Annotated in this window: 20 protein-coding genes and 3 pseudogenes; 9 read left to right on the top strand and 14 right to left on the bottom strand. The window is 70.7% G+C overall.

What is annotated here, in order from left to right; genetic code table 11:
• Positions 1 to 141 precede the first annotated feature (141 nt).
• Entirely contained in the window at positions 142 to 714 is a 573-nt protein-coding gene (locus IE177_RS21795; protein ID WP_190017041.1) for a dihydrofolate reductase family protein, read from the bottom strand.
• 161 nt (positions 715 to 875) lie between these two features.
• Here IE177_RS21795 and IE177_RS21790 point away from each other — a divergent pair, with 161 nt between their 5' ends.
• Positions 876 to 1,520: a TetR/AcrR family transcriptional regulator gene (locus IE177_RS21790; protein ID WP_229816205.1), complete on the top strand. Its 645-nt coding sequence runs from the start codon at positions 876 to 878 to the stop codon at positions 1,518 to 1,520.
• 185 nt (positions 1,521 to 1,705) lie between these two features.
• On the opposite strand, the gene IE177_RS21785 is transcribed toward IE177_RS21790, so the two are convergent.
• Positions 1,706 to 2,161 carry a tellurite resistance TerB family protein gene (locus IE177_RS21785; RefSeq protein WP_190017039.1) on the bottom strand — a complete coding sequence of 152 codons (456 nt, stop codon included), beginning with the start codon at positions 2,159 to 2,161 and terminating at the stop codon, positions 1,706 to 1,708.
• A 319-nt stretch (positions 2,162 to 2,480) separates the two neighbouring features.
• On the opposite strand from IE177_RS21785, the gene IE177_RS21780 reads away from it, so the two are divergent.
• Positions 2,481 to 3,350: an SDR family NAD(P)-dependent oxidoreductase gene (locus IE177_RS21780; protein WP_190017038.1), complete on the top strand. Its 870-nt coding sequence runs from the start codon at positions 2,481 to 2,483 to the stop codon at positions 3,348 to 3,350.
• Here the strand turns inward: IE177_RS21780 and IE177_RS21775 are convergent.
• Together IE177_RS21775 and IE177_RS21770 are read right to left on the bottom strand one after the other, a co-directional pair.
• Entirely contained in the window at positions 3,337 to 4,797 is a 1,461-nt protein-coding gene (locus IE177_RS21775; RefSeq protein WP_229816204.1) for an FG-GAP-like repeat-containing protein, read from the bottom strand. The two genes, IE177_RS21780 and IE177_RS21775, sit on opposite strands and share 14 nt — an antisense overlap.
• Before the next feature lie 238 nt (positions 4,798 to 5,035).
• A complete protein-coding gene (locus IE177_RS21770; RefSeq protein WP_190017037.1) occupies positions 5,036 to 6,262 on the bottom strand; it encodes an esterase/lipase family protein in 1,227 nt (408 codons plus the stop codon).
• A 271-nt stretch (positions 6,263 to 6,533) separates the two neighbouring features.
• On the opposite strand from IE177_RS21770, the gene IE177_RS21765 reads away from it, so the two are divergent.
• The gene (locus tag IE177_RS21765; protein WP_190017036.1) at positions 6,534 to 7,388 is read left to right on the top strand and encodes a hypothetical protein; all 855 of its coding nucleotides are present in this window, start codon (positions 6,534 to 6,536) and stop codon (positions 7,386 to 7,388) included.
• A gap of 217 nt (positions 7,389 to 7,605) precedes the next feature.
• Here the strand turns inward: IE177_RS21765 and IE177_RS21760 are convergent, their stop codons facing one another.
• Positions 7,606 to 8,034, bottom strand: a complete 429-nt coding sequence (locus tag IE177_RS21760; RefSeq protein ID WP_190017035.1) for a hypothetical protein — start codon at positions 8,032 to 8,034, stop codon at positions 7,606 to 7,608.
• A gap of 106 nt (positions 8,035 to 8,140) precedes the next feature.
• Here IE177_RS21760 and IE177_RS35615 point away from each other — a divergent pair.
• The 4 genes and pseudogenes from IE177_RS35615 to IE177_RS35605 all read left to right on the top strand — a co-directional run.
• Positions 8,141 to 8,284: pseudogene (locus tag IE177_RS35615) on the top strand (hypothetical protein); the annotation flags it as partial.
• A gap of 324 nt (positions 8,285 to 8,608) precedes the next feature.
• The gene (locus tag IE177_RS35130; RefSeq protein ID WP_229816203.1) at positions 8,609 to 9,175 is read left to right on the top strand and encodes a hypothetical protein; all 567 of its coding nucleotides are present in this window, start codon (positions 8,609 to 8,611) and stop codon (positions 9,173 to 9,175) included.
• Positions 9,165 to 9,314, top strand: a pseudogene (locus IE177_RS35610) (helix-turn-helix domain-containing protein); the annotation flags it as partial. The gene IE177_RS35130 and the pseudogene IE177_RS35610, both read left to right, overlap by 11 nt.
• Positions 9,315 to 9,671: 357 nt before the next feature.
• Positions 9,672 to 10,607: a hypothetical protein gene (locus tag IE177_RS35605; RefSeq protein WP_308431585.1), complete on the top strand. Its 936-nt coding sequence runs from the start codon at positions 9,672 to 9,674 to the stop codon at positions 10,605 to 10,607.
• A gap of 85 nt (positions 10,608 to 10,692) precedes the next feature.
• Here the strand turns inward: IE177_RS35605 and IE177_RS21745 are convergent, their stop codons facing one another.
• Positions 10,693 to 11,283 carry a DUF4232 domain-containing protein gene (locus IE177_RS21745; RefSeq protein ID WP_190017033.1) on the bottom strand — a complete coding sequence of 197 codons (591 nt, stop codon included), beginning with the start codon at positions 11,281 to 11,283 and terminating at the stop codon, positions 10,693 to 10,695.
• 519 nt (positions 11,284 to 11,802) lie between these two features.
• Here IE177_RS21745 and IE177_RS35125 point away from each other — a divergent pair.
• Positions 11,803 to 13,128, top strand: coding sequence for a hypothetical protein (locus IE177_RS35125; RefSeq protein WP_229816202.1), 1,326 nt, complete (start codon positions 11,803 to 11,805; stop codon positions 13,126 to 13,128).
• Positions 13,129 to 13,785: 657 nt separating this feature from the next.
• Here IE177_RS35125 and IE177_RS21735 read toward each other — a convergent pair.
• Complete coding sequence (locus IE177_RS21735; RefSeq protein ID WP_229816201.1) at positions 13,786 to 14,160, bottom strand: hypothetical protein; 375 nt, start codon at positions 14,158 to 14,160, stop codon at positions 13,786 to 13,788.
• 322 nt (positions 14,161 to 14,482) lie between these two features.
• Between IE177_RS21735 and IE177_RS35120 the strand changes: the two are divergent.
• Positions 14,483 to 14,691: pseudogene (locus tag IE177_RS35120) on the top strand (site-specific integrase); the annotation flags it as partial.
• Positions 14,692 to 15,031: 340 nt separating this feature from the next.
• On the opposite strand, the gene IE177_RS21730 reads toward IE177_RS35120, so the two are convergent.
• The 7 genes from IE177_RS21730 to IE177_RS21700 form a co-directional block, all read right to left on the bottom strand.
• Positions 15,032 to 15,712 carry a hypothetical protein gene (locus IE177_RS21730; RefSeq protein WP_190017032.1) on the bottom strand — a complete coding sequence of 227 codons (681 nt, stop codon included), beginning with the start codon at positions 15,710 to 15,712 and terminating at the stop codon, positions 15,032 to 15,034.
• Entirely contained in the window at positions 15,709 to 16,269 is a 561-nt protein-coding gene (locus tag IE177_RS21725) for a hypothetical protein (protein ID WP_143665466.1), read from the bottom strand. Before IE177_RS21725 ends, IE177_RS21730 begins: the two co-directional genes overlap by 4 nt.
• 82 nt (positions 16,270 to 16,351) lie before the next feature.
• The gene (locus tag IE177_RS21720; protein WP_190017031.1) at positions 16,352 to 17,752 is read right to left on the bottom strand and encodes an MGMT family protein; all 1,401 of its coding nucleotides are present in this window, start codon (positions 17,750 to 17,752) and stop codon (positions 16,352 to 16,354) included.
• Between the two features lie 204 nt (positions 17,753 to 17,956).
• Positions 17,957 to 19,228 (bottom strand): TIGR02679 family protein, encoded by a 1,272-nt coding sequence (locus IE177_RS21715; RefSeq protein WP_190017030.1) that lies wholly within the window; start codon positions 19,226 to 19,228, stop codon positions 17,957 to 17,959.
• Positions 19,225 to 23,463: a TIGR02680 family protein gene (locus tag IE177_RS21710; RefSeq protein ID WP_190017029.1), complete on the bottom strand. Its 4,239-nt coding sequence runs from the start codon at positions 23,461 to 23,463 to the stop codon at positions 19,225 to 19,227. The genes IE177_RS21715 and IE177_RS21710 overlap by 4 nt, the downstream gene beginning before the upstream one ends.
• The gene (locus IE177_RS21705) at positions 23,460 to 24,785 is read right to left on the bottom strand and encodes a TIGR02678 family protein (protein WP_190017028.1); all 1,326 of its coding nucleotides are present in this window, start codon (positions 24,783 to 24,785) and stop codon (positions 23,460 to 23,462) included. The genes IE177_RS21710 and IE177_RS21705 overlap by 4 nt, the downstream gene beginning before the upstream one ends.
• Entirely contained in the window at positions 24,782 to 26,422 is a 1,641-nt protein-coding gene (locus IE177_RS21700; protein WP_190017027.1) for a TIGR02677 family protein, read from the bottom strand. The genes IE177_RS21705 and IE177_RS21700 overlap by 4 nt, the downstream gene beginning before the upstream one ends.
• Between the last annotated feature and the right edge of the window lie 147 nt (positions 26,423 to 26,569).

The raw sequence follows: 26,569 nt of genomic DNA, 5'->3' as shown, positions 1-26,569 counted from the left end.
TCGTGTCTGGGTACAAGAAGCTTTAGCCGGTGCGCGCTTCGATCACACGCGCTGCCGAGGCGTACCCGCCGTGGTCTCTGGTTCTGACTGCCGGCCACGGCGAAACTCATCGGTCTCCGCCCGCCCGCCGGGGGAGGGGCCTCAGTGGGCGGTCCGGCCGGCCCGTTCGTGACGGAGGAGGACCACCTGGGAGTCGAAGGTCCGGGTCTCGGTCAGGGTGAGGTCGAACCGCTGCTGGGGGGCGGTGAAGACGCGGCGGCCGCCGCCGAGGACGACGGGGTGCACGAAGATCTGGTACTCGTCGATCAGCTGGTGCTGGGTCAGGAAGCCGGCCAGCGTGGCTCCGCCGAACAGCAGCAGGTGCGCGCCGCTGTCCTTGAGGGCGGTGAGCCGCTCGACCACGTCGGTGCCGATGACGCGGGTGTTCCAGTCGGCCTCGGTCAGCGTGGAGGAGACGACGACCTTGGACGCCTCGCGCCACAGGGGCGCGAACGCGAGGTCGTGCTCGTGGGTGGAGAACTCCTCGGCGCGGGGCCAGAAGCCGGACATCATGTCCCACACCTTGCGGCCGTACAGGAAGATGTCGGCGCTTCCGGTGAGGGCCTGCGAGTGGGCGGACAGCTCGCTGTCCATCCGGGGCCAGTCGAACTCGCCGTTCGGTCCTTCGATGAAGCCGTCCAGCGACTGGTGCACGAAGTGCGTGATCTTGCCCATGAGAAGCGGAATCCCCCTGGTGGAAGTACGTCCGGGCGGTCGGCGACCACCCCTTGTGTACGATGTCCACATTCGAGGGGCGTGGCGATCCACGTCCCCCGGACGAGCAAGCATGAGCCTAGACGACTAAGTGGATGCTGTCCACATTGGAGGCGGTAGCCGTGGCGTCAACCGGCAACGGCAAGTCGAAGCGGGACACCTACCGCCACGGCGACCTCCGCAACGCACTGATCGAAGCCGGTCTCGAACTCGCCCGCCAGGGCGGTCCCGAGGCAGTCGTGCTGCGCGCGGCCACCCGGCAGGCCGGGGTCGTCCCGAACGCCGCCTACCGGCACTTCGCCGACCGGGGCGCCCTGCTGCACGCCGTCTCCCAGGCCGCCATGGCCCACGTCGCCCACACCATGGAGGCCGAACAGGCCGCCCTGCCGCCCGCCGAGGATCCGGCGGCCGGCGCCCGCGCCCGCTTCCGGGCCGTCGGCACCGGCTACCTCCGCTTCGCCCAGGAGGAGCCCGGCCTGTTCCGGACGGCCTTCCACGTCCCCGGCGACATGACCCACGCCGCCGCCGACACCGCCGCGGGCCCCGGCGGCAAGACCCCCTTCGAACTGCTAGGCACCGCCCTCGACGGCCTCGTGGAGAACGGCCTGCTGCCCGAGGACCGCCGCCCCGGCGCCGAGTTCCTCGCCTGGTCCGCCGTCCACGGACTCGCCGTCCTCCTCATCGACGGCCCCCTGCGCGGCCTCCACCCCACCCAGGCCCACGACGCCGGCCAGCACGTCATCGACATGATCGAACGCGGCATCTGACCCGCCCGCCAAGCCCGAAGGGAACGTCTCGACATCCCTGACCCGTCAGACACGCCCTGACCTGCCCGGCCGCGCCATCGTCCCGACGGCGCGTGCCCCGACAGCTGTCGCGCGGGAGCGCGGGGCGGCCTCACTACGATGGCCGCACCGCGGGCACGCGGCGGTGCCCGGCAGTGCGGTCTTCGTCAGAGGTCGAACTCGTGCGGCGGCAGGTCGAGGGCGTAGCACGCCTCGCGGACCACGGCCTGCTCGTCCTTGTCGAAGTCGCCGTCGGCGCCGCCGATGACGATGCCGATCTGGATGACGGCACGCGCCTCGGCGGGCTTCTTCTTCGCCTTGGCGACCTCCTGCAGCACGCTGACCTTGCCGAAGGCGAAGTCGACGGTCAGCTTGTTCAGGTTCTCCTCGAACCGGCGGCGCAGGTCATCGGCGTCGAAGTTCTGCAGCACCTCGTTGGTGGCGATGAGCTGGGCGACGCGCTGCCGCTCGGACGGGTCGACGGTGCCGTCGGCGGCGGCGACCAGCGCGCACATCGCCATGCTCGCGTCGCGGAAGGCGCCGCTCTTGAGGTCGTTCTTCTTCGCCACGAGCTGGGTCTGCATCTGCGATGCGGATTCCCGGATGCGGTCCCACAGGGCCATGAGAACTCCATACGTCAGGTCGAGGGCCCGGACCGCCCCGACGGCGGCCGACCGGCCGATCACTTATGCAGCACCGTAGAAACTAGCGAGGGGCCGGATAAGTTCCGCACGTTCCCCGGACGTTCACCGGCGAGGCGGCGGACCGGCGAGGCGGCGGACCGGCGAGGCGGCGGACCGGCGGGGCGGCGCCTCGCTGGGGCGCGCCGGGGGACTGCCGCATATGGCAGCCGCCGATCCCGGAGTTTCACCCGGGCGGCCGCGGGTCACCCGGCTGCTCCCGGCCGCCGTGCGGCGGAGCCGGCTGGCGAAGGGTCCACTCATGGGACATGAGGAGACGGGACGCGAAGGGACAGCCGGCTCGGCGGTGGTCACCGGAGCGTCGTCGGGAATCGGCACCGAGTACGCCACCCGGCTGGCCCGGCGCGGCTGGGACCTGGTGCTGGTCGCGCGGCGCGCCGAACGGCTCGGCGCCCTGGCGGAACGACTGCGGGCGGAGACCGGCGCCGCGGTGGAGCCGGTGGTGGCCGACCTCGCCGAGGCCCCGGACCTGGCCCGGGTCGCGGAGCGGGTCGCCGCCGAGGACGTGACGCTGCTGGTGAACAACGCCGGGATCAACGGGTACGGCCCCTTCACCGAGGTCGATCCCGCCCTGCTCTCCAAGGTGATCGACGTGAACGTCGTGGCGCCTACGGTGCTGACCCGTGCGGCCGTCCCCCACATGGCGGAGCGCGGCCGCGGCGCGGTCGTCAACGTCGCCTCACTGCTGGCGTTCGCGGGCGCCCAGCCTCCCGGCCCCCTACCCCACCGGGCCGTCTACGGGGGCACCAAGGGGTACATGGTGACGTTCACCAGGACCCTCGCCGCGGAACTGGCCGGCACACCGGTGCGCGTCCAGGTCGTCTGCCCGGGCCTCACCGCCACCGAGTTCCATCTCGGCACGGGCGAGGCCCCCGTGCCCGGGGAGGCACGGGTCCACGACGAGGGCGGGATGCCTGCCGCCGACGTGGTCACGGCCTCCCTGGCCGCCCTGGAGACCGGGGAGGTGGTGTGCGTGCCCGGCCTGTCCGAGCCGGAGGCCGTGGCCCGGCTGGCGGACGCGGAACTCGCCGTGCGCGGCGGCTCGGCCGCCACGCTGGCCCCGCGTTACCGCGCCCACGAGGAGAGCCGGGGACGGGTCACCGGCCGTTGAGGTACCTGCCGTACGCGAGCGCGCTCGACGGGGAGGGCAGCCCCAGCTTGGCGGGCGTGAAGGCGGATGAGCCGTTGACGCCCGCCCGGGGCAGCAGCCACACGCCGCCCGAGCCGGCGTTCTCGCCGGGGGAGCCGACCGCGAGGTCCGCCCTGCCGTCGTGGTTGTAGTCGCCGGTGGCGACGGCGGCGCCGAAGGCGTCACCGGCCTCCGCGACGCCGGGCACGCGCGGGGTGTTCTGCTGGTACCCGACGGAGTGGCCCTCGCCCCACGCGTCGACGAGGCCGGTCGGGCCGCCGAACAGCAGGGTCGCGGCGCCCGCGCCCTCGCGGGCGCCGATCGCCTCGCCGGGGGCGCCGGCGATCAGGTCGTCGCGGCCGTCCTTGTCGACGTCGGCGACGGCGAGGGAGGCGCCGAAGTGGTCACCGTCCTCCGCGATGCCCGCGACGCCGACGGTGTCCTGGTTGAGGGTCTGCCGGCGGGATCCGAAGCTGCCGGGCGTGGCGCTGCCGTAGTGGACGTGGATGCCGCCGCCCTTGGCCGTCTCCTCGGGGCCGCACGGGTCGTCGATGTTCTCGTCGGCGATCTCACGGCACTCGCCGAGGGCCAGGTCGTCGTGGCCGTCGCCGTCGAAGTCGCCCGCGGCGAGGGCGGAGACGCCGGCATTGTCGGTGTTCCAGGTGTTGACCATGGCCTGCTCGGCCGCGTCCCACGCCCACAGGCGCACGTGCGACTGGGTGAAGGGGGTCTTCGACCAGTACCCGACCGCGAGGTCCGCCTTGCCGTCCCCGGTGAAGTCGCCGGTGGCGAGGACGGGGGCGCGGCCGCCCATGGGGGCGGTGACGACGGTGGCGACCATGCTGTCCTCGCCCTGGGCTACCCGGGCGACGACCTTGTCCCTGCCGCCGATCACGATCTCCTTGTTGCCGTCGCCGGTCAGGTCGGCCGCGGCGACCGACAGCCCGTACGCCGCCGACGGTGAGCGGCCGTCGAGGACGACGGACCCCGAGCCGGGGGCGTCCTTGCCGCCGCCCACCGCGAGGACCATGCCCACGTCCTTGCCGAGGCCGGAGATGTCCTCGCCCGGGGCGCCGACGAGGAGTTCCGCGCTGCCGTCGCCGTTCAGGTCCACCAGCGCCACGGAGGCGCCGAAGCGGTCGCCCGCCTCGGGGGTGCCGGGCACCTCGGGCGTGGACTGGCTGATGCGGATGCTGCCGCGGGTGCCGATCCCCTTCGGGCCGCCCCAGACGATGTTGACGTACCCGGCCTTCGCCTTCCCGCCGACCGCCCCGTCGGGCACGCCGACGGCGAGGTCCGCGTATCCGTCGCCGTTGAAGTCACCGACGGTCGGCGCGGGAACGGCGGCCGAGGCCGGCAGGGCCGGCCCGACGGTGGCCGCGGCGACGATGCCGGCTGCTGTGGCGTACATCCGTATCCGTGTGCGCACGGCGGCTCCAAGATGTTCGAGGTGTCCGGGGTCCGGAGTTCACCTGTGGGACGCCCGGAGGCCGCGGAGGGTTGTGCCGGCGCCGAGATCGCGCGCACCGACGCGTCGATCACCGTCTGGTGCGCGGATCTGCGGGCCGTGGGGGGGGAGGAGGAGCGGGCTGACCCGGCGCCGTGCGGCAGCCGACGGACCGCCCGCCCGGGGCAGGCGGCCCGTCGGTGCCCGGAGCGTTCGGGGATCAGTCCGGCAGGCGGTCCAGCAGCCAGGTGCACAGCTCCTCGGTGGCGACGGTGTGCCCGGTGTTGGCCGAGGAGCAGATGAAGTCGTCGACGTCGCTCTCGTCAGGGTTGAGGTCGTCGATGTCGGCGTAGAGGTCCTTCTGCTGGTCGAGGTCGCGGATGGAGACCGCGCTGACCGAGGGGACGAAGCAGACGTGCTCATGGCGCAGGTCGACCTCGGCGCCCAGCTTCTTCAGCGTGTCGGCGAGGATCCCGTACGACCGCAGGGTGCCGCCCGGAGCGCCGTCGATCTCGGGGAAGCCGCTGGTGGTGATGGTCTTCTCGGCCTTGGGGAAGCGCCGCTTGAGCTCGGCGACGACGACGTCACGGCCCTGGGCCTGGGTGGAGAACGTGGTGCCGGGGTAGATCCGCTGGACGCCGAGGGCGGTGTCGCCGGACTCGATCTCCAGTCCCGTGCCGTCGCCGCGGCCGTTGGCGAGGGCCAGGACGCGGGGAACGCGCGGCCACTGACCGACCTGCGCCAGCTTCTCGAGGAACTCCCTGCGCTCGGGGGCGACGCCGATCTCGCCGGTCTCGGGGTCGTAGTGGCGCCAGAGCATCTGCCGGGCCGCGGGGCTGTTCATCTGGCGGGCGAACTTGTTGGCGACCGGGATGAAGTGCGCGAACGCCTGGATCCCGACGGGGACGACGCCGCCGCGGTGCGGGCTGTCGTAGGAGAAGTACATCCGCGCGCGGTGGTCCATGCGCTGCGTCTCCATCTGGGCGAGCGCGTAGCGGGTGATCAGCCCGCCCATGCTGAAGCCGCCCACCGTCAGCGCCGCGTCGCCCAGCTGCTGGGCGTTCGCCCGCATGATGGCGGCCACCGCGGCCTGGGCGTTGTCCAGGACGGAGGCGGAGCGCTCCTCGAAGCCGAGCAGGATCACGTCCCGGCCCCGTCGGCGCAGCTCGCTGATCAGCGGGTAGCCGCCGTCGGCTCCGTTCAGGCCCTGGTACAGCCAGTCCAGGTCGCTGCGGCCGAGGTTGAAACCGTCGGCCATGATGACCGGTCGTGTGATGCCCTGTGGGTGGCCCTCGCCGTAGTAGACGTGGGCGAAGCCGTTCGGCAGCGGCCACTGCTCGTCGGCCTCCGGGACCTCTACGGTGGCCTTCGGCGCGGTGGAGACCCGGGCGCCGAGGGTGAACTCACCGGCCTGCTGCTCGGCCGTCTCTTCCGACTGTGGGGACATGGGTGCGCTCCTCATGTACGTGGGGGGACGCGAGGGACGCCGCCGGCACGGGTGTGTCACCGACTGCCGACGGCGGGGGACACCGAGATGATCACCGGAGCCGGAAGCTTTCATCGCAGGACAGGGGCGGTTTCACCCTTTCGGTGACGGGGGTGGCCGCTCGCGTCCGGCGAGATATCGCACCGCGGGTTGTGTCTGGGCTGTGCTCGGGGGGCCGCCTGGATCGGGTGACCGGGCGAGGATGTCAGTGGCGCGATGTTCACTGAGCATCATGGAGACCTCGGAGTTCGCCGCCGCGATCCGGAAGACGACCGACTCGTCCCTCGCGGGCGGATCGCCGGTCGTTCTCGATGCGCCGGAGGGCACGGTGCTGAAGGAACTGCTCGCCGAAGTGGGCCGGTGGGCGGGCGCGCCCCGCAATCTCGCCATGGGCGGTTTCACCGACCCGTCACTCACCGAGCGCACCGGACTGCCGCTCGTCGAGCCGTTCGGGGACGAGCTGCAGGAGATGCGGGGCTGGCCCTGCGAGTCCCACTGGATCGGCTGCGGCACCGTCGGGACCCCGCACGGGGAACGCGTGGTCGCGGTGATCGCGCATCGTGAGGAACCCGCGGTCACCGGGTTCCCCGAGGGTTCCTCGTGGGCCGAGAGGCTGTGCGTCCTCACCGGCTGGGAACCGGTGCCGCGGCCGGCCGTCGACTGGCGAGCCGCAGAGGCCGAGTTGGGCACACCGCTGCCGAGGGACTACAAGGAGATCGTCGACCTCTTCGGCACGGGTACCTTCGACGACTACGTCGACCTCCTCGTCCCAGGGGCCCGGGGCATGGACATCGTGGTCTGGGCCGGCCTGGGCGGCGACGGCACCGACCTGTACGAGCCCTACGCCGCCTACCCGGCGCCGGGGGGCCTGCTGCGGTGGGGATCCTCGGAGCAGGAGCTCGACTTCGTCTGGCAGACCGGGGCGGCCGATCCGGACGACTGGCCCGTCCTCTGCGGGGAGTACGGCGACTGGCGGCGATTCGACTGCGGTCTGGGCGAGTTCCTCGTCCGCATGCTCACGGACGTGCGGTACGGATTCCCCACGAGCCACCAGCGAACGCACTACTTCGAGAGCTACGACCTGTGATCCGCCGGGACGTGGCCCGGCCGCCCGCTCCTCGCACCGGGCCGGACCGGTGAACAGGCCCTTGAGGCGGGCCGGACCCGTGAACAGGCCCGTGAGGCGGGCCGGACCCGTGAACAGGCCCGTGAGGCGGGCCGGACCCGTGAACAGGCCCGTGAGCCTGGCCGGACCGGTGAACACGCCCGTGAGGCGGGCCGGACCGACGTGACCCGCCCTCGCCTCAGATCCGCCCGCCGGTGAGACGGGTGATCGGACCGAGCGTACGGCGCCCCGCACGACGGCCCGCCAGGTAGGACGTCGCGCTCACCGCCGACAGGCCCGCGCCCACACCGGCGGCGACGAGCTTTCGCTGGGCGATCACCGTCCACGCCGTCTTGGCGAGGGTCACGGCCTGTCCCGAGGCGGTGACGACGGCCTGCCGGCCCGCTTGGACACGCTCGACCGCGCTGTGCACGACCGCGCTGCCCTTCGCACCCGCGCGCTCCGCCGTGTCCGCGGCCGCCGACGCCGCGGCGCCGGACTTCTCGGCCGCCTTGTCCGCGGCCTGCGACGCGGGCGCGGTCGCCTTCGCCGTGGCCCGCCGGGCCTTGGTGGACGCACTCCGCTTGGAAGCGGAACTCTGACTCGTGCCGCTGCTCGATTGACTCATGGAACTTCGCGTTGCCGCTCAAGTCGACGACAAACACGCGCCGTCGGGCCGCTCCGCGCCGTGACGGGACCGGACAGCCCTCCCCGAATCGGCAAGGCCCCCCGACCTGCCGCCGACGCCGGCACACGGCGACCACGCCCATCTCCGGCGTACAACCATCGGGCGTCCGTACCAGTCCAAGGCCGAGAAGGGCGACGACTGGGGAGCCGCTGCCGCCACCGCGGACCTCGACCGTGACGGCTACGCGGACCTGGTCGTCTCCTCGCCGGGCGAGGACGCCGGAGGCGTTTCCCGCCGCGGCGGGCTGACCGTCGTCTGGGGCGGCGCCAAGGGCCTCGGTTCCGGCACCGTCCTCAACTCCCCCGTCGCCCCGGAGTACCCGGGCCAGGGCGACTCGTTCGGGGTCGACGTCGCGACCGGCGACTTCGACGGCGACGGAGACCAGGACATCACCGCGATCAGCAGCAGCCAGACCGGCGTCGTCCTGCTGAAGGGCCCCTTCACCCGCACCGGCGGCCACGGCGGCTGGCAGTCGCTCGGCAGCGGCCACGGCTACCTGGACGCTTCGCAGCTGGTGGCCGGCCGGGTCACCGCCGACGCCGCCACGGACCTGTACATCCTCGGTCGCGACCTCACCGACAGCGACGTGGACCTGCGGGCCTACTTCCACCGCGGCGGCAGCGGCTTCGCCGACGTCGCCGGCCGGCTGCGGGTGCCCGACGACGGCGGGCACCAGATCGGCGGCGGCCCGATCACCGCCATCGGCGACTTCGACAAGGACGGCGACGGCGACCTCGCCATCGGCCGCGGCTACGAGCGGCCGGACGGGGAACGGGGCTACGTCACAGTCCAGTACGGCGGCGCCACACGGCGCGCTAGCCGCTCAGTTCACGCAGAACACGGCGGGTGTACCCGGCTCCTCGGAGAACGAGGACTACTTCGGTGCCGCGGTCGTCGGTCGTGCGGCTTCCGGCGGGGCGGCGCGACCGTGGAACCATCCCGACCGTACCGACGTACAGGTATGGGGGTGCCTGGGCGCCTGGCTTGTCTGGGGCGCCGTCCGGAGGGGGACATGACCGCACAGGGCGACGGACGGATGCGAGTACGGACCGACATGGACGCAATCCACGATGACCGATGACGTAGCGGAGTTCGCGTCACTGCTGAGTCGCCTGAAGGAGCGCACGGGCCGCAGCTATGCGGCGCTGGCCCGCCGCATGGACGTGAACGCCTCCACGCTGCACCGCTACTGCGGCGGAGAGACGGTCCCTTCGGACTTCACCGCGATCGAGCGGTTCGCCGCACTCTGCGCAGCCTCCCCCGAGGAACGCGTGGAGTTGCACCGCCGGTGGATCCTGGCAGTAGCGGCACGGCGCCGAGCACGCCGATCCGATACCCGGCGGCCACCGGCGCCCCACGACACCACGAGTACCGCGAGCACTGCGGCACCGGCCGCATCCGCGAGCCACCGCGGCCCGGCCGGCGAGACACCCGAGCCCCCCACCCCGCCGGCCGACGGACACCCGGAGCCGACCTCGCCGCCGGACGAACGGCCCCACTCCGCACGGCCGCACTCCGGAGGGCCCCACTCCGGAGGGCCCCACTCCGGACGTCCCCGACGACGCCCCGTGCGATCGATGGCACTGGCGGCCGCGCTCGCCGTCACGCTCGCCGGCCTCATCACATCCGCTGCCGGACCCTCCTCCGGCGGCGGTGTACCGTCGGCCGCTGCCCGCACCACGCCGATGCCCTCCGCCCAGGCCGCGCACGGCGGAGGCGACCCGCGACCCACGGCCGGGCCTCCTTCCGGCGAAGGTGAGCCGTCGGCCACTGCGCACACGACACCCAAACCCTCGGCGCCGGCCACGCACAGCGGCGGCAGCCCGCGGGAGCACCGAGCGGACGCCGGCACGGTCCCACCGCCGGCCCCGCTCAGCTGGACGGCCAACTCCCACATCTGGCGGCACGATTGCGACCATGACTACGTCATAGCCAAGCCCCCGCGGCAGGTCCCGCCGCCGCCGACCCCGCAGGACGCCGAGGCGTGGGCCGTGTCCCAGCGGGCGGTGCACGGGCGCAGCACCGATCTGCGGATCTCGGTGCAGGGACGCGGCTCCGCCGCCGTCGTCCTGGAGGCACTGCACGTACGCGTGGTCAACCGCGCCACCCCCGCCGCCGACCGGGGCATCGCCTACTCCATGTACGAAGGCTGTGGCGCGGCCCTCATCCCCCGCCACTTCTCCGTGAACCTCGACGCCCGACGGCCCCTGGCGCGCTCGATGCCCGGCAACGAACCGGACCGGCCGACCCCCGCGATCGACTTCCCCTACCGGGTGTCCCTGCGGGAGCCGGAGGTCCTGCTGGTCTCCGCGCGCACCGGGACCTGCACCTGCGACTGGTACCTCGACCTCGACTGGGCCTCCGAGGGCCGGACCGGCACGGTGCGCATCGACGACCACGGCCGCCCGTTCCGCACCACCACCACCAAGGGACTGCCGCGCTACTGGTACCGCAACCCAAGCGGTTGGATCCCCATGACCACCGCCTACGACGAGGCGGAGACGGGCGACTGAGGAAGCGACGGCCGCACAGGCCGCCCGAAGGACCGGTCGGCCGCTGGGAAGCGGCCCGGAGCGGAGCTGCCCGGAACGGGGTTGGTCACTTCGACATGATGAAGTCCAGGGCGAAGCCGGGGGCGGTCGTCCAGTAGGTGACGAGCTGACCGTCGTCCGCGTACAGCGTGTCGACGGGCATGGGGACATCGATCGGCTTGCCCGCGCTGCTGCCGGGCTTACGGCCCTGGAGACCGAGGGTGATGCTCTTCGCCTCGTACTCGTCCCTGGCGCCGCCGGCGACGAGCAGGGCGGCGTACGCCTCCTCACCCGGAGCGAGGGTGACGGGCACGCCCGGGTTCGGGTCGCTCTCCTTGATCACGGGCACCGTGGTCCGGGCGTCGGCACCGAGCCGCACACGCGGGTAGCGGTAGAGGTTGCACGCCTTGTCGCCGGCGTTCTGGACGGTGATGAGGAGGTGCCTGGCGTCCCTGCTGTCCGCGGGCTCCTTCGTGGCGGACACCCCGAGGACTTCCTGGGAGCAGGCGGCGACGGTGCCCTTGGCGCCGCTGCCACCCGAGCGGTGCGTCACCGAACCGGCGGCGGAGGCCTGAGCCGACACACCACACCCGAGGGCCAGGACGAGACCCGCGGCCACGGCCGCACGACGGCCCACGGTGAAGGACTTCACGTTCATATGCGTGTTCCTTTTCTGATCACTATGAGGTCGCACGTCCCCGTGGCTCGGCACGGTGACCCCGGCACGGATGACCCGGGGCGCTGTGCCCCTGCCGGGCGGTCGGCCACTTCAGCCGGTGCGACGACCACAGCGTCGGACGCCCGGCAGGCCTGGGACAACAGCCGCCCCCGCCCTGCAACGACGGGACGATCCCACCCCTGACGACCTGCGGAAACAGGAGATCCTGGGATACCTGTCCGGGACGGGGCACCGGCCGGACACCCGCCACACCCAACGCCGCCCGCACCGGCGCGCCCACCGCCTCGTCGGCCGACGCCGGCGCCCCGCACGAACCCCGCCCGAGGCACCCTCGGCCGGCGCGAACCGTCGTTGCGTTTGGCCCCCGTCCGGCACTCCGTAGGAGTCCTGTGTTGCTCCTGTGACGTATGCGCCCGCAACACCGCTGTACCTACTGAGCAGCCGTTAGGACAGCCTCGCTGCCGTGGAGTCCACGGCAGCCCTGGAAAGGATGCAAGAGTGGCACCTCAGGCAGTACGTCACCGGCGTTCGGCAAAACGCCGCCTCATCGGCGCAGGCGCCGTGGCGGCCGTGGCCGGAATCGCGCTCACCGCGACGCTCGCTGTGAACGCCGACGCCGCGTGGACGTCCACGTGGAATGTCACCGCGTCCGGCTGGTCCGGCCAGGACGACCCCCAGGTCTCCATCGACCGCTCCGGCGACGCGCTCCTCGCCTGGGCGGCCATGGACAATGCGAACAGCTCCTACTTCCGTGTACAGACCCGGGTGAAGTATGCAAACGGCACCCTGGGTGCGACCCGCACCCTGTCCCCGGACGGCCGCGCCATCAGCTGGGTGCAGGCCGATTCCGATGACACCGGCGACTCGTCGGTGGTGTGGCAGCAGGACAGCACCGTCGTCGGCCGCCGGGTCGCGTCCTCCGGCAGCCTCGTCGGCTCGCTGCAGATGCTTTCCACCCCTGGGTCGCCCGCAACCACGCCCTCGGTCGCCGTGACGCCCGGCGGTAGCTCGATGGTGGCGTGGACGGAGATCCGCGACGGCAGCTGGTACGCGGTGGCTCGTCGGCTGAAGCTCGACGGGACGCTCGGCGCGGTGCACACACTCGGCTCGGGCTCGGCGGAGCCGCCGGCCATCGGTGTGGACCGCAACGGCCAGTTCGTCGTCGCCTGGGTGCGCGGCTCCGACGTGGTGGCCAAGCGGATGACCGCAACCTCGATCTCTGCGGCGAAGGTGCTCACCACGCCGATCGCGGCGTACGGCGGCTTCGGCATGGTTCGGGTCGGCGTGGACCGGGACGGTGACGCGGTGATCAGCTACCGCTCCGGCGGCGGCGACCGCTCGCAGGTCTGGGCCTCGCGCTGGAGCCACACCGGCACGCTGTCAAAACCGCTGCGTATCTCGACATCCACGGAGAACGTGGACGTCCATCACACCCTCGGGACGGATCTGGACGGCGACTCGGTGGTCGTGTGGGTACGCAACAACGCCGGCAAGCGTGAGCTGTACGGCCGCAAACTCTCCGCCGGCGGCACCCTCGGTGCCATCACGTCGCTGGGCGCCGGCGACCGCCCCGACCTCGCCCTGGACGACGACGGCGACGGCATGCTGGTGTCGCAGACCACCACGGCCATCTCCACGCCGCCGTACAGCGTCACGAAGGCCACCGCCCGGCTGATCAGCCGCTCCGGCACCTTCGGCAGCGCGAAGACGCTCACGACGGACGGCCGCGTGCCACAGGTCGCAGCGCGTCCGACGGCCGTGTTCACGGCCACGTGGCAGCAAGAGTCGTACCCGTACACGATCAAGGCGATCACAGGCCCTTGATCTGCCCTGGTCGCAGACCGGTGGCCGCCCGGGTCAGAGTGCTCCCAGCCACATGGACCACGTGCTCAAGCTGCGACGCGCCAAGAAATGATCACTGCGGCTGATGCCGGATCCGGATGCCGAACGCCCCGAAGCATGATCGCTCCGGGGCGTTCCCGCGGCTTTCGCAGCTCGGCTGGTTGTCCGCCACCGAGTAGGTGGGGCCGCTCCCTGGGATCAGCAGCTTCGGCCGGTTGTCACCTGGGGCGGAAGCCAAGCCATGGACGTGATCTCTGCCCAGCGTCGTGAGGCGACCGCCTGCGAGGCCTGATCGGAATCCGTTGGCCCCCGGTTCGGCCCCGAAGCACGCCAGAGGGCCTGGTGCAACTTGCACACCAGGCCCTCTGACCAGCGTCGGGGTGGCGGGATTTGAACCCACGACCTCTTCGTCCCGAAGCAACTTACCCAGGCGTTCGACCTTGGGCTGGTGTGTCTCTCACCTGCTGCGATGGTCCTCAGGTGTGCGCGGTCGTCCGTCGCTGCCCATCGGCGTTGTCACGCAGTCAGACACTCACCGTTCCCTATGGCGGTTCGAAGGATTTGAGTAGTGGCACCGGCCGCCCAGAGATGGCCCAGGGTCGGCTGGCACCAACGCCGGTCGCACCAGGCCTTCCCGTGCTACTCGTCGGTCGGGCGCACGAATTCCAGGGTCCACGTCTGCTGGAACTCCGGCTTAGGTGGGGTGAGTTCGATTTGCGCGCCGCGGTGGCTAGCGGACCAGGCGAGGCCCTTCTCCGAGAGGATCTTGACGCCGCCGAGAACCGGCTCGAAGGTGAACCTCGCCCGCTCGCTGCTGGGGACGCTGTTGACCCAGAGTTTGTCCTCGGCGATCACCAGCCCCGCGATCTCGTGGGCGGCGAGGCGAATCATGTAGGGCGCTCCCGGCTCGGGCTCGACGGGCTCGATGACCCACTCCTGTTCGATCGGGAGGGGATTGAGGCGGTCGGTGATGACGGGGGCGCCGTACTTCACGGCGTACTCGGTGGCAGTCACCAAGGAGCTCGGGCCAACGATGTGGGCGTGAAGCTTGTAGACGCCAGGTTTCAGTGGGATCGGAGGCATGGGCAGGATTCCCTCTCTCACGCTGGGCTGTGAATCAGTGACTTACTGCCACCAATGCAGTCCCAACGTCACCATGCATCCAGCGCCGATGCACGAGGGGGTACGCCATGCTGGGTACGGGCTGCCCAGGAAGAGGCGCCCGACCGTGGGTGATCGCCCCCGTAGACGTCAAAGGCCCCGGACCGTGGGCGGATTCCAGGGGCCTTTGCCCTGGTGCCCCCTGCAGGATTCGAACCTGCGACACCCGCTTTAGGCGTTCGAGTGGACGCCCCGGGAGCTCCGGCACAGCTTCGTGTCCCTGCTGTCCGACCGCGGCGTCCCGCTGGAGTGACCTCCCGGCTCGTCGGACACTCCGGGACGGCCGTGACCGAGGAGGTCTACCGGAAGCAGATCCGACCCGTGATCCGGACCGGCACCGTGGTCATGGACGGGATCTTCGGCGCTGATCCGCAACGGTCGTAGACACGCGGGAACCGGTAGTCACGCAGATAGACACGCAGACGAAACAGGTGAGGCACCTACTCAATTGAGTAGGTGCCTCACCTGGTACTTCTCTGTCGGGGTGGCGGGATTTGAACCCACGACCTCTTCGTCCCGAATGAGGTTCGGTTGGTGAGGCTGCCAGCTTCGATGATGTTTCCGCAGGTCAGATGGGTGGGCTTGGTTGGTGTGGCGTGGCCTGGAAGGGGCTCGGGGAGCGGGTTGGCTCCCAGATGGCTCCCAGCCGCAGTAGCTGAGGCTGCCTGTCCCGCCGTATTGGCCTGGCGCCGGATCTGGTGTGCGCGACGCTCTTCCAGGGGGCTCAGATCACCGTCGAAGGAGCGTGCTTGCTCAGGTAACTCTTGAAGGTCTTCCTGATCTCCGCCTGGAGATAGCCTGCCTGCGGTGAGTGGGGTACCACGTCGGGCTCGAAGCCTCTCTTTCGGGCATCGAGGTACCGCACGATGCTCGACGATCTGGTGTTGGCGACGAAGAGTTCGTTCTGGGTGCGGATGTCGGCGCGCAGTCCCTCGAAGTTCCGCGCAAGGCCGATGCCGAGGTTGGAGACGTAGTACTTGCACTCGACGATGAGGACGCTCTGACTGCCCCGTGGTGCGATGCCCTGCGCTCGGCTCAGAGCGGCTTCCTCGGCTGGTAGCACCAGCACGTCGCACTCATGCAGGACGCCCGACGAGCCGGTCACGTAGACGCCGAGGTGGACTTCAAGGGCGGGAGCGCCGTCGAACTCGATCACGGCGTGGGTGAAGGGCTGGCTGTTGCTGTACAGGTGACCAGGCCCGGTACGGAAGACGAGGTTGCTGGCCTTCGCCCCGTAGACGTCTTCGTAGGTGACAGTGGCGCCATGCCGACTCGCGGTCGCGACGATCAGGGAGAAGATGAAGCCCTCGTAGACGTCGGACGGCTTCGAAGCGGAGTCGTACGACACCGTCCCCGCAGCCAGCAGGCTCTTGATCTCGTTGACCAGGTGATCGACCGTGCTCAACTGGCTACCTCCCTCGTCACTTCGGCCAGTAGTTGACTGACGCGTGTACGTTGCTCAGTTGGGACCCGATCTCCCCGGAACTCAGTTCGGCTGCGGCGCGATCGAGTGCTTTCGTCCGGCTCGAATACGACACCCTCAACCATGCTCCGGCTGCCGGCGTCGCCCTCGGGCTCGGACCGGAGCGTCTTCAGCACCTCCAGTTCCATTTCAGGCAGGTCGACGAGTACGCGCTTTACCGCATCGAGGAGGAGCTGCACACGTTCTTCGTCTGTCATGGCTCGCGTGGCGATGACCAGTGTCCCTCCCTTGCGGGAGGACTCGTACTCTCCGAGGCCAAGCATGCTGCGGTCCACGACCTCGTATCGAGCCGCTGCCGCCGCCGGACTCGTGGCAGGGGAGTCATCGCCGCGGCGCTGCTGGCGTCGGCGGAGGATCTTCTCCTCAGGTACTCCTGCGGCGATTGCCGCGTCGACATCGTCGAGCACCCAACTCAGGGTGGTGTCTTGCAGCGCTTCGCGGAGCTGCTGTTCCAAACGGCGCAGTTCGAACGGATTCATGTCCCCCTCGCATCAGTAGCCTTCGTCTGACGTAGCCGATCGCTTCACGGTCTTCCCCGAGCTGTGTTAGAAGGAACCGCAGTCAGCCGTCGAGCAGACTCCGGAGCACCTCAACCGAAAGGCGGGCTTCCGGGACGGCAGCTCCACCGTCGAATCGGACACCCTCGCCCACCAGGACATCCGCGGGTGCGTCCGTGCGGGACGGATCGGTCCACTGGAATCCTGCGCTGACGCGACCGGACGCAGTGAGGACCCGCCACGCGTTGGGGCACTGGTCGCAGGTGGCCAGGTGGGTGCCGACGGGAACGGCGTGGCTGCCGATGACGGATGCCACGTCACCGTAGGTCGTCCATCGCCCGGACGGGATGGCACTCAGCAGGGTGTGGAGAATCGTCCAGTCCTTGCGGGCGCCACTGAGCTGCTTGGCCAGGTCCGCGAGGCTTGACCCTGCCAACGCCGCCCATTCATCGGGATCGACCGTGTTCGGGACGTCGGTGGTGTCGACGTCCCACCAGGTCGTCCCCTGTATCCCGTCAGGTGTCCGGCCGGTCACGCTCTTGAAGATGTGGTTGGCGAGTCCGGTCGGCGTGTACGGCATGCCGTCTGCACCCCAGGTCAGGGGTTTGGCGGTGTTGTTGTTCCAGACGGCCGTTGCGCGTTCATCATCTTCGCCCACCCAGGCAACGATGGCCTCACGGATGGATTGGGGAGCGCCGTGCCTCGGCGTCAACCGCAGTCTTGTCCCGTCCGGCAACAGGCCAGCGGCGACGAGAACGTGAGCGGCGTTGCGGGCCCGGGAGCGCTCTTCCAGTTTTTTGGCGGCGGCCTTGGCCTCGACCCGGGCAGGAGCGAGGGTGAACTCCTCCACTTCCGGTGTCGGATAGACCTTGGTGAAGCCGACGACGAGGTGGCCTTCCACCTTCCACAGACCTACCTGGACGAGGTCGATGTCAAGGTTCATCTCCGACAGCCACACCACGGTGTGAGTCACCTGCTTGGGGAAGTCAGCAGCGATGATCACCTGCCGGGGGCGCTGGAGCAGTTCCGGACTCCAGTCCCCGTCCACATGGTCGAGGAGACGCTGCCTGCACGCGTCGAATTCGACTGCCTGACCCCTGCCGGTCAGGAAGTCGCGGTGTGCCTGTGCCAAGGTGTCGAGGTCGAACCGGGACACGAGGGCAGCGTAGGTGATCGCCTGGAGATGTACATCCCGGTCGGCCGTTCCCCGCTTCAGCTCGACAACCACGAGACGGCCGGTGGCGTCCAGCCCGAGGACGTCCAGTCGGTCCCGTGCCGGCACACCGTCAGTGTCGGCCCACCGGTCGAACTCGGCGGTGATCACGAGTACCGAATCGCCCAAGACCTGAGGGTTGTCGATCACCCATTCCTGTAGGTGTTGCCGTTCGAGGAGCCCCTCTGCGGCTAGCCCTGTTGGTGAGATTGGTGTTGCCGACCGGCCCGCAACGGCGAAGAGATGATCCATAAGCTCCCCCTCATGCGCCCAGCAATGTCAGATCGGGCGCCCAGAGCCTATGCGCAGGTGAGCCACTTGGGCAGTCGGTTTCTTGGGATTGGACGAGGTCCGGTTGTTCTCATGCGGCCTGGATGCTTTTCGAAGGCCGGCTCCCAAGCGGCTCCACGGACAGGTGCGGTGACTTGAGTAACTGCCGCGCGTCCCGAAGCCTTCCTACGTCCGACCGGAGAGGTCGTCCACCAGAAGGTCGAGGGTGACCTCCTCATGGAGTGCGAGCCCGAGAGCGGTCATCGCAGGGGCGAGACCCGGGTCCCAGGCGGCGCTGACGGGCTGGCCGTCGAGCGGCAGCTGCGGGATTCCCTCGGCTTGGCTGCGAGCGGCCAGATGCTCGTAGTCCTCGGCGCCCATGCGCCATGGCTGGGCTTCGTAACGGAGGATGATCCGGTTCGCGAGAGCGATGCCCGGCCAGTCAAAGTCGCCGTGGTACGCGAAGCGGCAGCCGGTGGCGGCGAGGGCATCGAGGAGGGTGATGACCACCGTGGCGGCGCTGCCGGAGGTACACACCACGGGCCGGACGCAACCAGCGTCCGCAGCAGCCTCCACCACGCGCGGATTCTCACAGATGTGGATCACTATCCCGGCAGGCAGTTGCGGCTGCAGGTCGTGCAGATCGCGCGGCGTGAGGTGAGCTTCGGCGTGATGGTCGGCCCGCTGCCTCAGGGCCTGCTCCCGCCAGCCCTCACCGACGGGCCGCAGCCCGTACGTCAGCACTGTGCTGGAGACCTCGTCCGGTGTGACAGACACCAACCGCCAAAGTGCGCGCCGGCCGGCCGCGTCGCCGGGAAACTCGGTGCCGTGGGCGAGAGCGATGCCTCGTTGGACGAGGCGTGCGAGCCAGGTGCCGTCGTCCAGGCCGTGTGCGGACCCGGTCGCCAGGGCGGCGAGTTCTCCTCGGCCTCGGGCGCCACCCCGTTCCGGGCCGAGCAGTACGGTGAGGACCTGCACTGCCTGCTGAAGCGTGCGTACCGCTGTTTCGGGTGTGACTCCTCTCGGTACGCCGGTGCGGCGCAGCAGGTCGTACCACTGCCCGGTCCAGTCCTGTCCGGCGAGCGGAGAGGCGTCCAGCGCCGAGGCGAGCGACGACCAGACCTGCTCGCGCCGTGCCGCGATACCCGCGCGGACGGCACGGCGGTCGGTGAGCGGAGGGCCGAGTTCCTCCAAGACGTCCCTGAGCCCGAGTCCGGCCGCCGAGGCGCGCAGCCGCGTGTCGAGCGCATCGAGGCGCACAGTCACGTCAGCACGTGTGACAGGTTTGCCCAGCAGGAGCGCCAGGTCGTTGCGTTCCTGGGTGCTCACCGAGGTCAGCCGGAGGGAACCGGTGGCCTGCACGCCATTGCTTTCCAGGCGCTTGCGTACCACTTCCCAGAGCCTGGTCAGCCCGGGACCGGCCAGCCAGTCCCGTGTCGCCGCGGGCAGCTTGCTCATACGGACACCAGACGCCGGTGCCGACCGTTCCAGGTGTAGTGCAGGGTGGCCACCCCGCGCACATGGGGATCGCGGAGGCACTCGTAGATGTGCAGGGACGGCACCTCCGGCCAGTTGCCCATGAGTCGTTCACTGGTGAGGACGAAGTCGAGATCGAGATCGACGAGGATCCGCCCCAGCCTCCCGTGGGTGGGTTCGTCGACCTTGGCGAAGGCGTCGTCGAGCAGGATCAGCCGCGGAGCGTCGGGTGCCGACTCGGCGAGGCTGGTGAAGTGGGCGGCGGCTGCGGCGAAGAGCACGAGGTAGGAGAGCACTCGCTGCTCGCCCTGGCTGAGCCCGGTGCGGCCGGTCAGTTTCCGCCGCCGTCCCGGAGCGGCGTCCTCGACCACGAAAGTGTGGAAGCGGAACCAGTCGCGGTAGTCGAGGGCGGTCCGCAGGTGGGCAGCGTAACCGGCTGACGGATCGGCCCGTCGCGCATCCTCGATCCGGCGTTGCAGCACCTCGCGGAGCTGCTCGGTCTGCTCACGCGTGCGCAGGCTCGACGGACTGCGCAGCAGCTCGACAGCCGCCCGCACGTCCGCGTCGACGTCCTCGTCCAGCTTCCACAGCAGTTCCACGCCGAGACCGTGGGAGGTGCGTACGGTCCGCAAGGTGTTATTGAGAGCCGCCACCAGGTGCGCCGCGGTGATGACCTGGGCCGAGAGATGGTCGCCGAGCTCGCCGGTCAGGAACCGCTGGAACACCTCACGTTCGCGCTCGGTGAGCCGTCCCCGGGCCTCTGCCGCCTGGACAGCGATCCGCTCGCCCACGGCCGCGACGTCGTGGGAACCGTGGTCGTCGATCAGGCGGCACACCTTGATCCCGTCGCGTTCCTCCAGTTGCGCGTCGTAGCCGCCGGCCAGCTGGTCGCGCAGTTCGGTGTGCCGGTTGAGCAGGGTGCTGTCCGACACGTCGCCTTTCGGACGGGCGAGGGACTGCTGTATCGCGTCGGCCAGTGCCTGTAGCGCGCGCAGACGGCTGCGGACGTCCGAGCCGGGATCGTCCACCACGTTCTCGGGCAGTGCGGACCGGTCCAGCCCGGCGCCGCGCACCACCTCCGGCCGGCCGAGTGCGCCGCGAAGGGCGCCGCCGGTTGCGATGACCGCCGTCTCCTGGGCGGCCAGGTCCTCGCGCAGGCGCTTCTCCTCTTCTTCCGCGCGCACGCGCCGGTCGTGCAGATCGTTCCGGATACGTTGTGCTGCCGGGAGGGCCTCGGCGGCGTGCGCGATGCGCTGTCTGGCTTCCTGCTCGCGGGTGAGGATCTCTTCTGCGGTCGCCCCGATGGCCTCCTCGCGGGCACGCAGGTCCTGTTGCGCGGTACGCAGCCCGGTGAGGCGAAGCCGGTAGTTCTCCTCCGCAGCCAGGCGTTCTGCACGGGCGCGTTCGTACTGCTCGGCATCGGCGTGATGGGTGCCGAGCCGCTCGCCCGTGCTGCCGATCGCTCGGCGAAGATGCCCGATGCCGGTGAGAAGGGCAGCCAGCGCGGTGCGTACGCGTTCCAGCTCGGCGGGGTCGCTGGGCAGGTCGTGGGCGGTGGCGGTGGCGTCTGCCTCGGCGCGTGCGGTTACGGCGAGAGCGCGGGCTTCCTCGGCCAGCCGTGCCGCGCGGGTCGCCTTGGTGGTCAGGTCACGCAGTGTCCTCTCGTCCGACTCGGCTCTGCTCCAAGCATCGGCGAGACCGCGTGCCCGGGGGAAGTCCTGCTCCGCGAGTCTGAGGGCCCGACGCCGGGCGTCGGCCTCGGTGAGTTCGTGACGGGCGTCGGCCAGCCGCTGCTCCGTCTGCGTGAGCCGCTGTTCCAGCTCCGCGAGGATGCGCCGCCGGGTCTCGGCGCGTACAGCGGCTCCCACGTACTCGGCGTCACTCTTGTGGTGCCGGCCGCTGAGGATGCCCAGACGCCAGCTTCCGTCGTAGTACACGGCGTCATGAGCGGTCGTTTCCTCGGCCGGTGCGAGCGCGATGGCGGTCAGCAGGTGTTCCACCTGGGCGGACGTGACTCCACACCCCGGTTGCGGCGCTGGGCGCAAGGCCGAAGCGAGGGTCGGCCCATCCGGCAGCGCGGGGCCGGGACGCAGCAGAGTGTCACGGGTGCCGGGATCGACAAGAGCACCGTCCGCGCCGACCCACGCGTCCAGGATTCCGCTGGCCTCAAGCGCTGCTTCCAGACCGGTCCGACGCGCGGGGCTCAGATCATCCGTGAAGTCCACCAGCCGGTAGAACGGCGCTCCGGTGCCCGGTGTCCTTTCGGCGACGCGGTGGTGGGGGACCGGCGGTTCGGGATCTGTACGTTGCTCCCAGTCACGCTTCTGACTCGCCAGGCGGCCGACTTCCTCATCGAGTCGGCCTACGGTGAGTGCGAGGGCGTCGCGGCGTCTGGTGAGTTCCTCGCTGTACGGCTCCAGTGCGGCATGGGCGGCCTGCCACGCCTGGCTGTCGGTGTCGGGCGGGAGCGTGCGGTCCACGAACGGGGCGTCGGGGGAGCTGTCGTAGGCGACCGTGGTGTGGACGGCATCCAGCGGCGGGCAGTCGGACCCGACGGCGGCCCGCGTGCGGGTGACCCACTCGGCGACCCGGCGGGCATAGGCACCGCTCTCCTCGGCGACCTTCTCGCGGCCGACGTCGAGACGGCCAGCGGCCTCTTCCGCCTCGCCCTCCAGCCGTTCCCGCTCGGTGTCGGCCTGCTCCGCCCGGTTTCGGGCCTTCTCGGCCTGCGCGGTGAGGCGCGTCACCTCCTGGACCATCCGGGTCCGGTTCTTCACGACCGTCTCGGCGTCGTCCAGCTGCCCTTGCCAGGACAGCAGTCCGTCCTGCACCACCGTCGTGTCCAGGCGGACGGCCGACCGGTGCTGCACGGTGTGCCTCTCCCCGTCCGGAGCGGTCAGCTCGGTCTCGCCGGCCTGGGAGCGGACCGTGCGGGGCAGAGCGACCGCCTCGCCGAGATGGCCGGGGGAAAGCCCGGCCTTCTCCGCCTGCGTCAGCAGCTCCCGGTGTTCGGTGCCCAGTTCGGCGAGCCGGCTTCCGAGGTGTTCGACACCGCCGGCCAGCCGCTCGGCCGCACCCTCCTCCGCGCCGTGTGCGTTGCTGAGGGCGGTGAAGGCGGCCACGGCAGCGGTGTACAGCGCCTCGACCGTGCTGCGGCGTTCCGACAGTTCGCGCAGGCTGCGGTAGGCGTGGCTGGCGTGCAGGGCGGCGAGGTCGGTCCGGGCGGCTTCTTCCTCTTCGCACAGGGTTTCCAGCCGGGCTTCCGACTCCTCCTCCTGCGCCTTCAGCTCGCTGGTCCGCTGTGCGGAGTCTCCGGCCGCCCGGCGTCGTTGGGCAAGGACGCCCAATTCCCGGCTCACCGCCTGCGCGGAGGTGCGCAGGACTCCCATCAGGTATGTGCGGTAATCGGTGAGGAACGTGCGCAGCGCCGTATCCGTGCGCTCCAGGCGGCCGAGCTCGTCGCGTACGGCGTCGAGATCGTGGAGGTTGCGCGCGACCTTCTCGACGACGTCCTCGTCGAGGCCCGGCAGGGTCTCGCTCAGCAGGGAGGCCAGTCCACCGTGCTCGATCCGGTCCCCGACCGTGGGCCGCCGCAGCCGGTGGAGGAGCTGGGTGAGGTTGCGGTAACGGGTCGCGTCGGTGATGCCGAACAGTTCCCGGGCCACCCGCGAGCGGTGGACGACCGCGCGGTCGGTGACGTTGTCGGCACCGACGATCTCCTTGAGCCGGTCGACCGGCAGGGGCCTTCCGCCCTCGACCAGGGTCAGGTCCTTACCGACGCGCAGCGGGGTGACGAAGAACGTGGGCAGCGCCTTCTGCGTCGACCTTGAGGCGCGGATGGCGGCGCCGAGGGTGAGGTGGCGATGGTCGCCGCCCTCGGTCGCGCCCCGGAATTCCACCCACAGGTAGCCGAGACGGTTGGTCTGCTCGAACCCGTCCAGCATCAGCCACGCGAGCGTGGTCCGGCCGGTGCCCGTCGCGTCCAGTGCCCGTGAGTCACCGTCCAGCAGGTACGGGAGCAGCATTTCCAGGGCCTTGGACTTGCCCGCGCCGTTCTTGCCGCGCAGCAGCAGCCGTCCGTCGCCGAAGGCGAACTCCTGCTCGTCGTACTGCCAGACGTTCTGGATGCCTGCGCGGTGCAGCCGGAAGCGGGTGCCGGCGGTCGTGGCGGGGCCGGAACGCGGCAGCGGGACGAGGCCACGCGCATCGGTGGTCACAGCGGCAACTCCTCCTGAACGTCAGTGCTCTTGCCGACTGCGGTGGCCGGGCGCACGGTCACGTGGGTGGCGTAACGTGCCGCCGCGGCCAGCAGCACCCAGCCGTCACCGCCCGGACGTGCCCCGCGGACATCGGTCACGGTGCGCCCCTCCGGCGCCTCTTCGACGTATCCCTCCGGCAGTCCCTCCCCCTCGGCGCGCAGCCGCCGGGTCCGGGCCAGCAACCGCATGCGGGCCAAAAGGTCCAGCACGGCCTCGCGCAGGGCGGGTATTTCCTCCAGGTAGCCACGCTGCCAGTTGCTGCGCTGTCCGTATTCGGCGACCAGTCCGGCCAGCAGCTCGTCCACCAGGCCGTCCGGGACGGCTACGCCGATGACGAGCGTCCCTCCGGTCGCCGGGTGTCCGGGCTCCTGCGGCCGAAGCCGCTCCACGAGCCGTTCCACCAGCAACAGCGCGGCCTGGGCGACCGTCCCCGTGCCCGGCAGGTGCAGATCCGTCAGTTCGTCCTCGGGATCCGCCAGCGCCACCCCCTCGGCGCGGATCTCCATCTCCAGGCCCAGAAGTTCGGAGAACGCCTGCGCTTCGCGGCGCTGCCGGGTGCGCAACCAGTCGCGCTCGGCGTCGGTCAGCTCGTCGAGGTAGACGACGGGTGTCTCGACGAGCATCCGGCGCACATAAGTGCGAGGTCCGCCGAATCCGGGGTCTGCTGCCCGCCGGACCAGGTCGGCGCCGTCATGGGCCTGGGCGAGCGGGCCGGCGACGACGACGCGGGCCAGCTCGCGGTCCACTGTGATCAGGGCCTCTCCACCCGCATCCTGTGCGAGGGCGGCCACATGCCCCTCGGTCTCGATGAGGACGCCCCACTCGACCAGCAAGCGCAGAGCCGCTACCAGGGTCCGTTTCCCCGCCGCCCTGCCTGTCTCCTCCAGCTCGATCTCCGCGTCGGCCGCGGCTGCCCTGATGTCGGCCGCCAGCTGCGACAGCAGCAGTTGTTCGGGTGCGGTCACCAGCACGGACAGGGCCAGTGCGAGGCAGGCGTACGTGTGTGGGGTGAACGGGGTGCCGGTGGAGCGCTCCAGCCGGTGGCCCGCGCCTGCTCCCAGCCCCGTCTTGAACAGCCGGGCGTAGGAGCTGTCGACCAGCAGGCGGTAGCCGAGAACCTGCTGGAACCGTTTGCCCAGCCAGTCCGCATGCCTGCGGATCAGTGGGAAGAGGTCGGCGTGCGGGCCGTCCGCGGTGACCAGCGGATGGGCGAGCAGCAGTCGGGCGGCGCTGCGGCGCTCGGCGGCCAGGGCGACGTCGTGTGTCGAAGGGAGGGTCATGACACGTTCACCTCCGCGTCGCTGTCGGTAGCGCCGGGGGAGGTACGGCCGACGTCCAGTTCAAGGTCTTCCAGCAGCAGGTCGCCGTCGGCCGAGTGCAGGACGCACCGGGCGCCCGCCGTGCGTCGCACGGTGAGCCGGATGCCCAGCTCGGCGTCCTCGCTGTGCGCCTGGTCGAGATCGAATTCGGTCGCGCCCTCCCCGTCCGTGTCGGCGCGATGCCTCAGCTGCGCGTTCCCGAGTGCGGTGGCCAGCAGCTCCAGGAGCAGACCGAGCGCTGCAGAGGTGAGACGCACCTCGGCGAACCGGCCTGAGGCACTGCGCAGTTCGTCCGCCGCCGCTGCCCTGGCCGCGGCTCGCTCACGGGCTGCCTCCCGCAGCCGCTGCTTCTGCGCGGAGTGGTCCTCCACCGTGGCGGTACGGCCCCGCTGGGCGCGGCTGCCCCTTTCCCGCAGCGCCACCGGCACTTCAACCACCGGCCCGGTCCACCAGCTCGTGTAGGCGGGCACCACCTCGTCGGGGGCCGGGGGTATGCCCAGATGACGGGCGCCGTACAGCCCGAAGGCGGCGACGGCGATGTCGTGCGCATCCTGCGGCGCCGCTTCCTCGAACCACCGGGCCAGCCGTAGCAGATCCTTGCGCCGGGACATCTCCCCGGTGGCAGACCGCAGCATCCGCTTGGCGTTGGCGAGTAGCGACTGCAACGCGCGCAGGGTGGCGTCCCGCAGTTGATCGACCTGGCTGCCCTGCCCGTCGGTGTCGCTGAACCAGCCGCGCAGGCCCTCCCAGTCCGCGAACTCGCGCCCCCGGCTGCGCTGCACCCGTGTCTCCAGGCGGCCGTCGCTCTGCGGTGACAGGCCGGTGAGCCCCTGTGCGTGGGCGTCCAGCCGGGCGAGCAGATCCGGGATGTGCGGCCACAGCTTTTCCAGTGCCGCCGAGATCCGGGGCGCGCGGAACGCCACGTCTTCAGTGATCGCCTCGACGTAGTCGAGGAGCAGCTCCTTGAAGCCCTGGTACTCGGTGCTGTCCAGGTCGTACCGGGCCAGAACCTGGCCAAGGTAGGCGTAGAAGTCCCGGATGGAATCCGCGAACTCGGTGAACTGCACGAACAGCGTGCTGACCCGCTCCAGCCCGTCCTGCGGTTCGATGCCGCCGGGCGCGGTCACGTGCCCGACCAGCTCCCTGAGCCCGCGCTCGACCAGGGCGAGCAGCTCGTTGCTCACCTCCCGGGCGGCGTCCGCCTCGGCCAGGACGCCATCGGCGTCCCGCTGGATGCGCTCGCCCAACTTCGACAGCTGATAGCGGGTACGGGACCGCTGGTACTCGCTGATGCTGGACGCCTTGACCGTGTGGCTGCTGCGCAGCAGGTTGCCCCACTTCACCAGCTGTTCGAGCCGGACGGTGAGGGTGTCGGCGTCGAGCCCGGCGGCAGGGCCCCCGGCCTGGCGCAGCTTCGCCAGGATGTCCGGGACGGCCAGGTCCGCCAGCAGGGTCCCGCAGAAGACCCGCATGATCGCCAGGTGCTCCAGCCGCTCGGGGGCGCTGAGGTAGGTGTAGGCGTCCAGCCGGCGGCGCGCTTCGTACTGGACAGCCTGCGTTGCGGCGTTTTGCGCTGCGCCGGGCGCGGGTGCCTCCATGCCTGCGAGATTACGCGGCGCATCCGGCCGCCGCCGGTGTGTGGCCGAAAATGCCACGGACACCGTCAGGCAACGGCTCTGCTCCCGCTCACGAACCGGATTCGGCTACTCCCGTCGGCGATCGGCCATGTCAGGCACTGTGGGTCG

This window comes from Streptomyces lucensis JCM 4490 (assembly GCF_014650035.1).
In the GTDB taxonomy this organism is placed as follows: Bacteria; Actinomycetota; Actinomycetes; order Streptomycetales; family Streptomycetaceae; genus Streptomyces; species Streptomyces lucensis.
The sequence above is the reverse complement of the archived record's forward strand: the minus strand, read 5'-3'. Positions and strand labels throughout refer to the sequence as shown.

What these genes read in the sequence shown, in the direction of transcription:
- IE177_RS35605 (WP_308431585.1), top strand. Translation starts at nt 9,672, where the DNA reads ATGGCACTGGCGGCCGCGCTCGCCGTCACGCTCGCCGGCCTCATCACA.
- IE177_RS21705 (WP_190017028.1), bottom strand. Translation starts at nt 24,785, where the DNA reads ATGACCCTCCCTTCGACACACGACGTCGCCCTGGCCGCCGAGCGCCGC.
- IE177_RS21700 (WP_190017027.1), bottom strand. Translation starts at nt 26,422, where the DNA reads ATGGAGGCACCCGCGCCCGGCGCAGCGCAAAACGCCGCAACGCAGGCT.
- IE177_RS21765 (WP_190017036.1), top strand. Translation starts at nt 6,534, where the DNA reads ATGGAGACCTCGGAGTTCGCCGCCGCGATCCGGAAGACGACCGACTCG.
- IE177_RS21760 (WP_190017035.1), bottom strand. Translation starts at nt 8,034, where the DNA reads ATGAGTCAATCGAGCAGCGGCACGAGTCAGAGTTCCGCTTCCAAGCGG.
- IE177_RS21770 (WP_190017037.1), bottom strand. Translation starts at nt 6,262, where the DNA reads ATGTCCCCACAGTCGGAAGAGACGGCCGAGCAGCAGGCCGGTGAGTTC.
- IE177_RS21715 (WP_190017030.1), bottom strand. Translation starts at nt 19,228, where the DNA reads ATGAGCAAGCTGCCCGCGGCGACACGGGACTGGCTGGCCGGTCCCGGG.
- IE177_RS21780 (WP_190017038.1), top strand. Translation starts at nt 2,481, where the DNA reads ATGGGACATGAGGAGACGGGACGCGAAGGGACAGCCGGCTCGGCGGTG.
- IE177_RS21725 (WP_143665466.1), bottom strand. Translation starts at nt 16,269, where the DNA reads ATGAATCCGTTCGAACTGCGCCGTTTGGAACAGCAGCTCCGCGAAGCG.
- IE177_RS21785 (WP_190017039.1), bottom strand. Translation starts at nt 2,161, where the DNA reads ATGGCCCTGTGGGACCGCATCCGGGAATCCGCATCGCAGATGCAGACC.
- IE177_RS21795 (WP_190017041.1), bottom strand. Translation starts at nt 714, where the DNA reads ATGGGCAAGATCACGCACTTCGTGCACCAGTCGCTGGACGGCTTCATC.
- IE177_RS21720 (WP_190017031.1), bottom strand. Translation starts at nt 17,752, where the DNA reads ATGGATCATCTCTTCGCCGTTGCGGGCCGGTCGGCAACACCAATCTCA.
- IE177_RS21745 (WP_190017033.1), bottom strand. Translation starts at nt 11,283, where the DNA reads ATGAACGTGAAGTCCTTCACCGTGGGCCGTCGTGCGGCCGTGGCCGCG.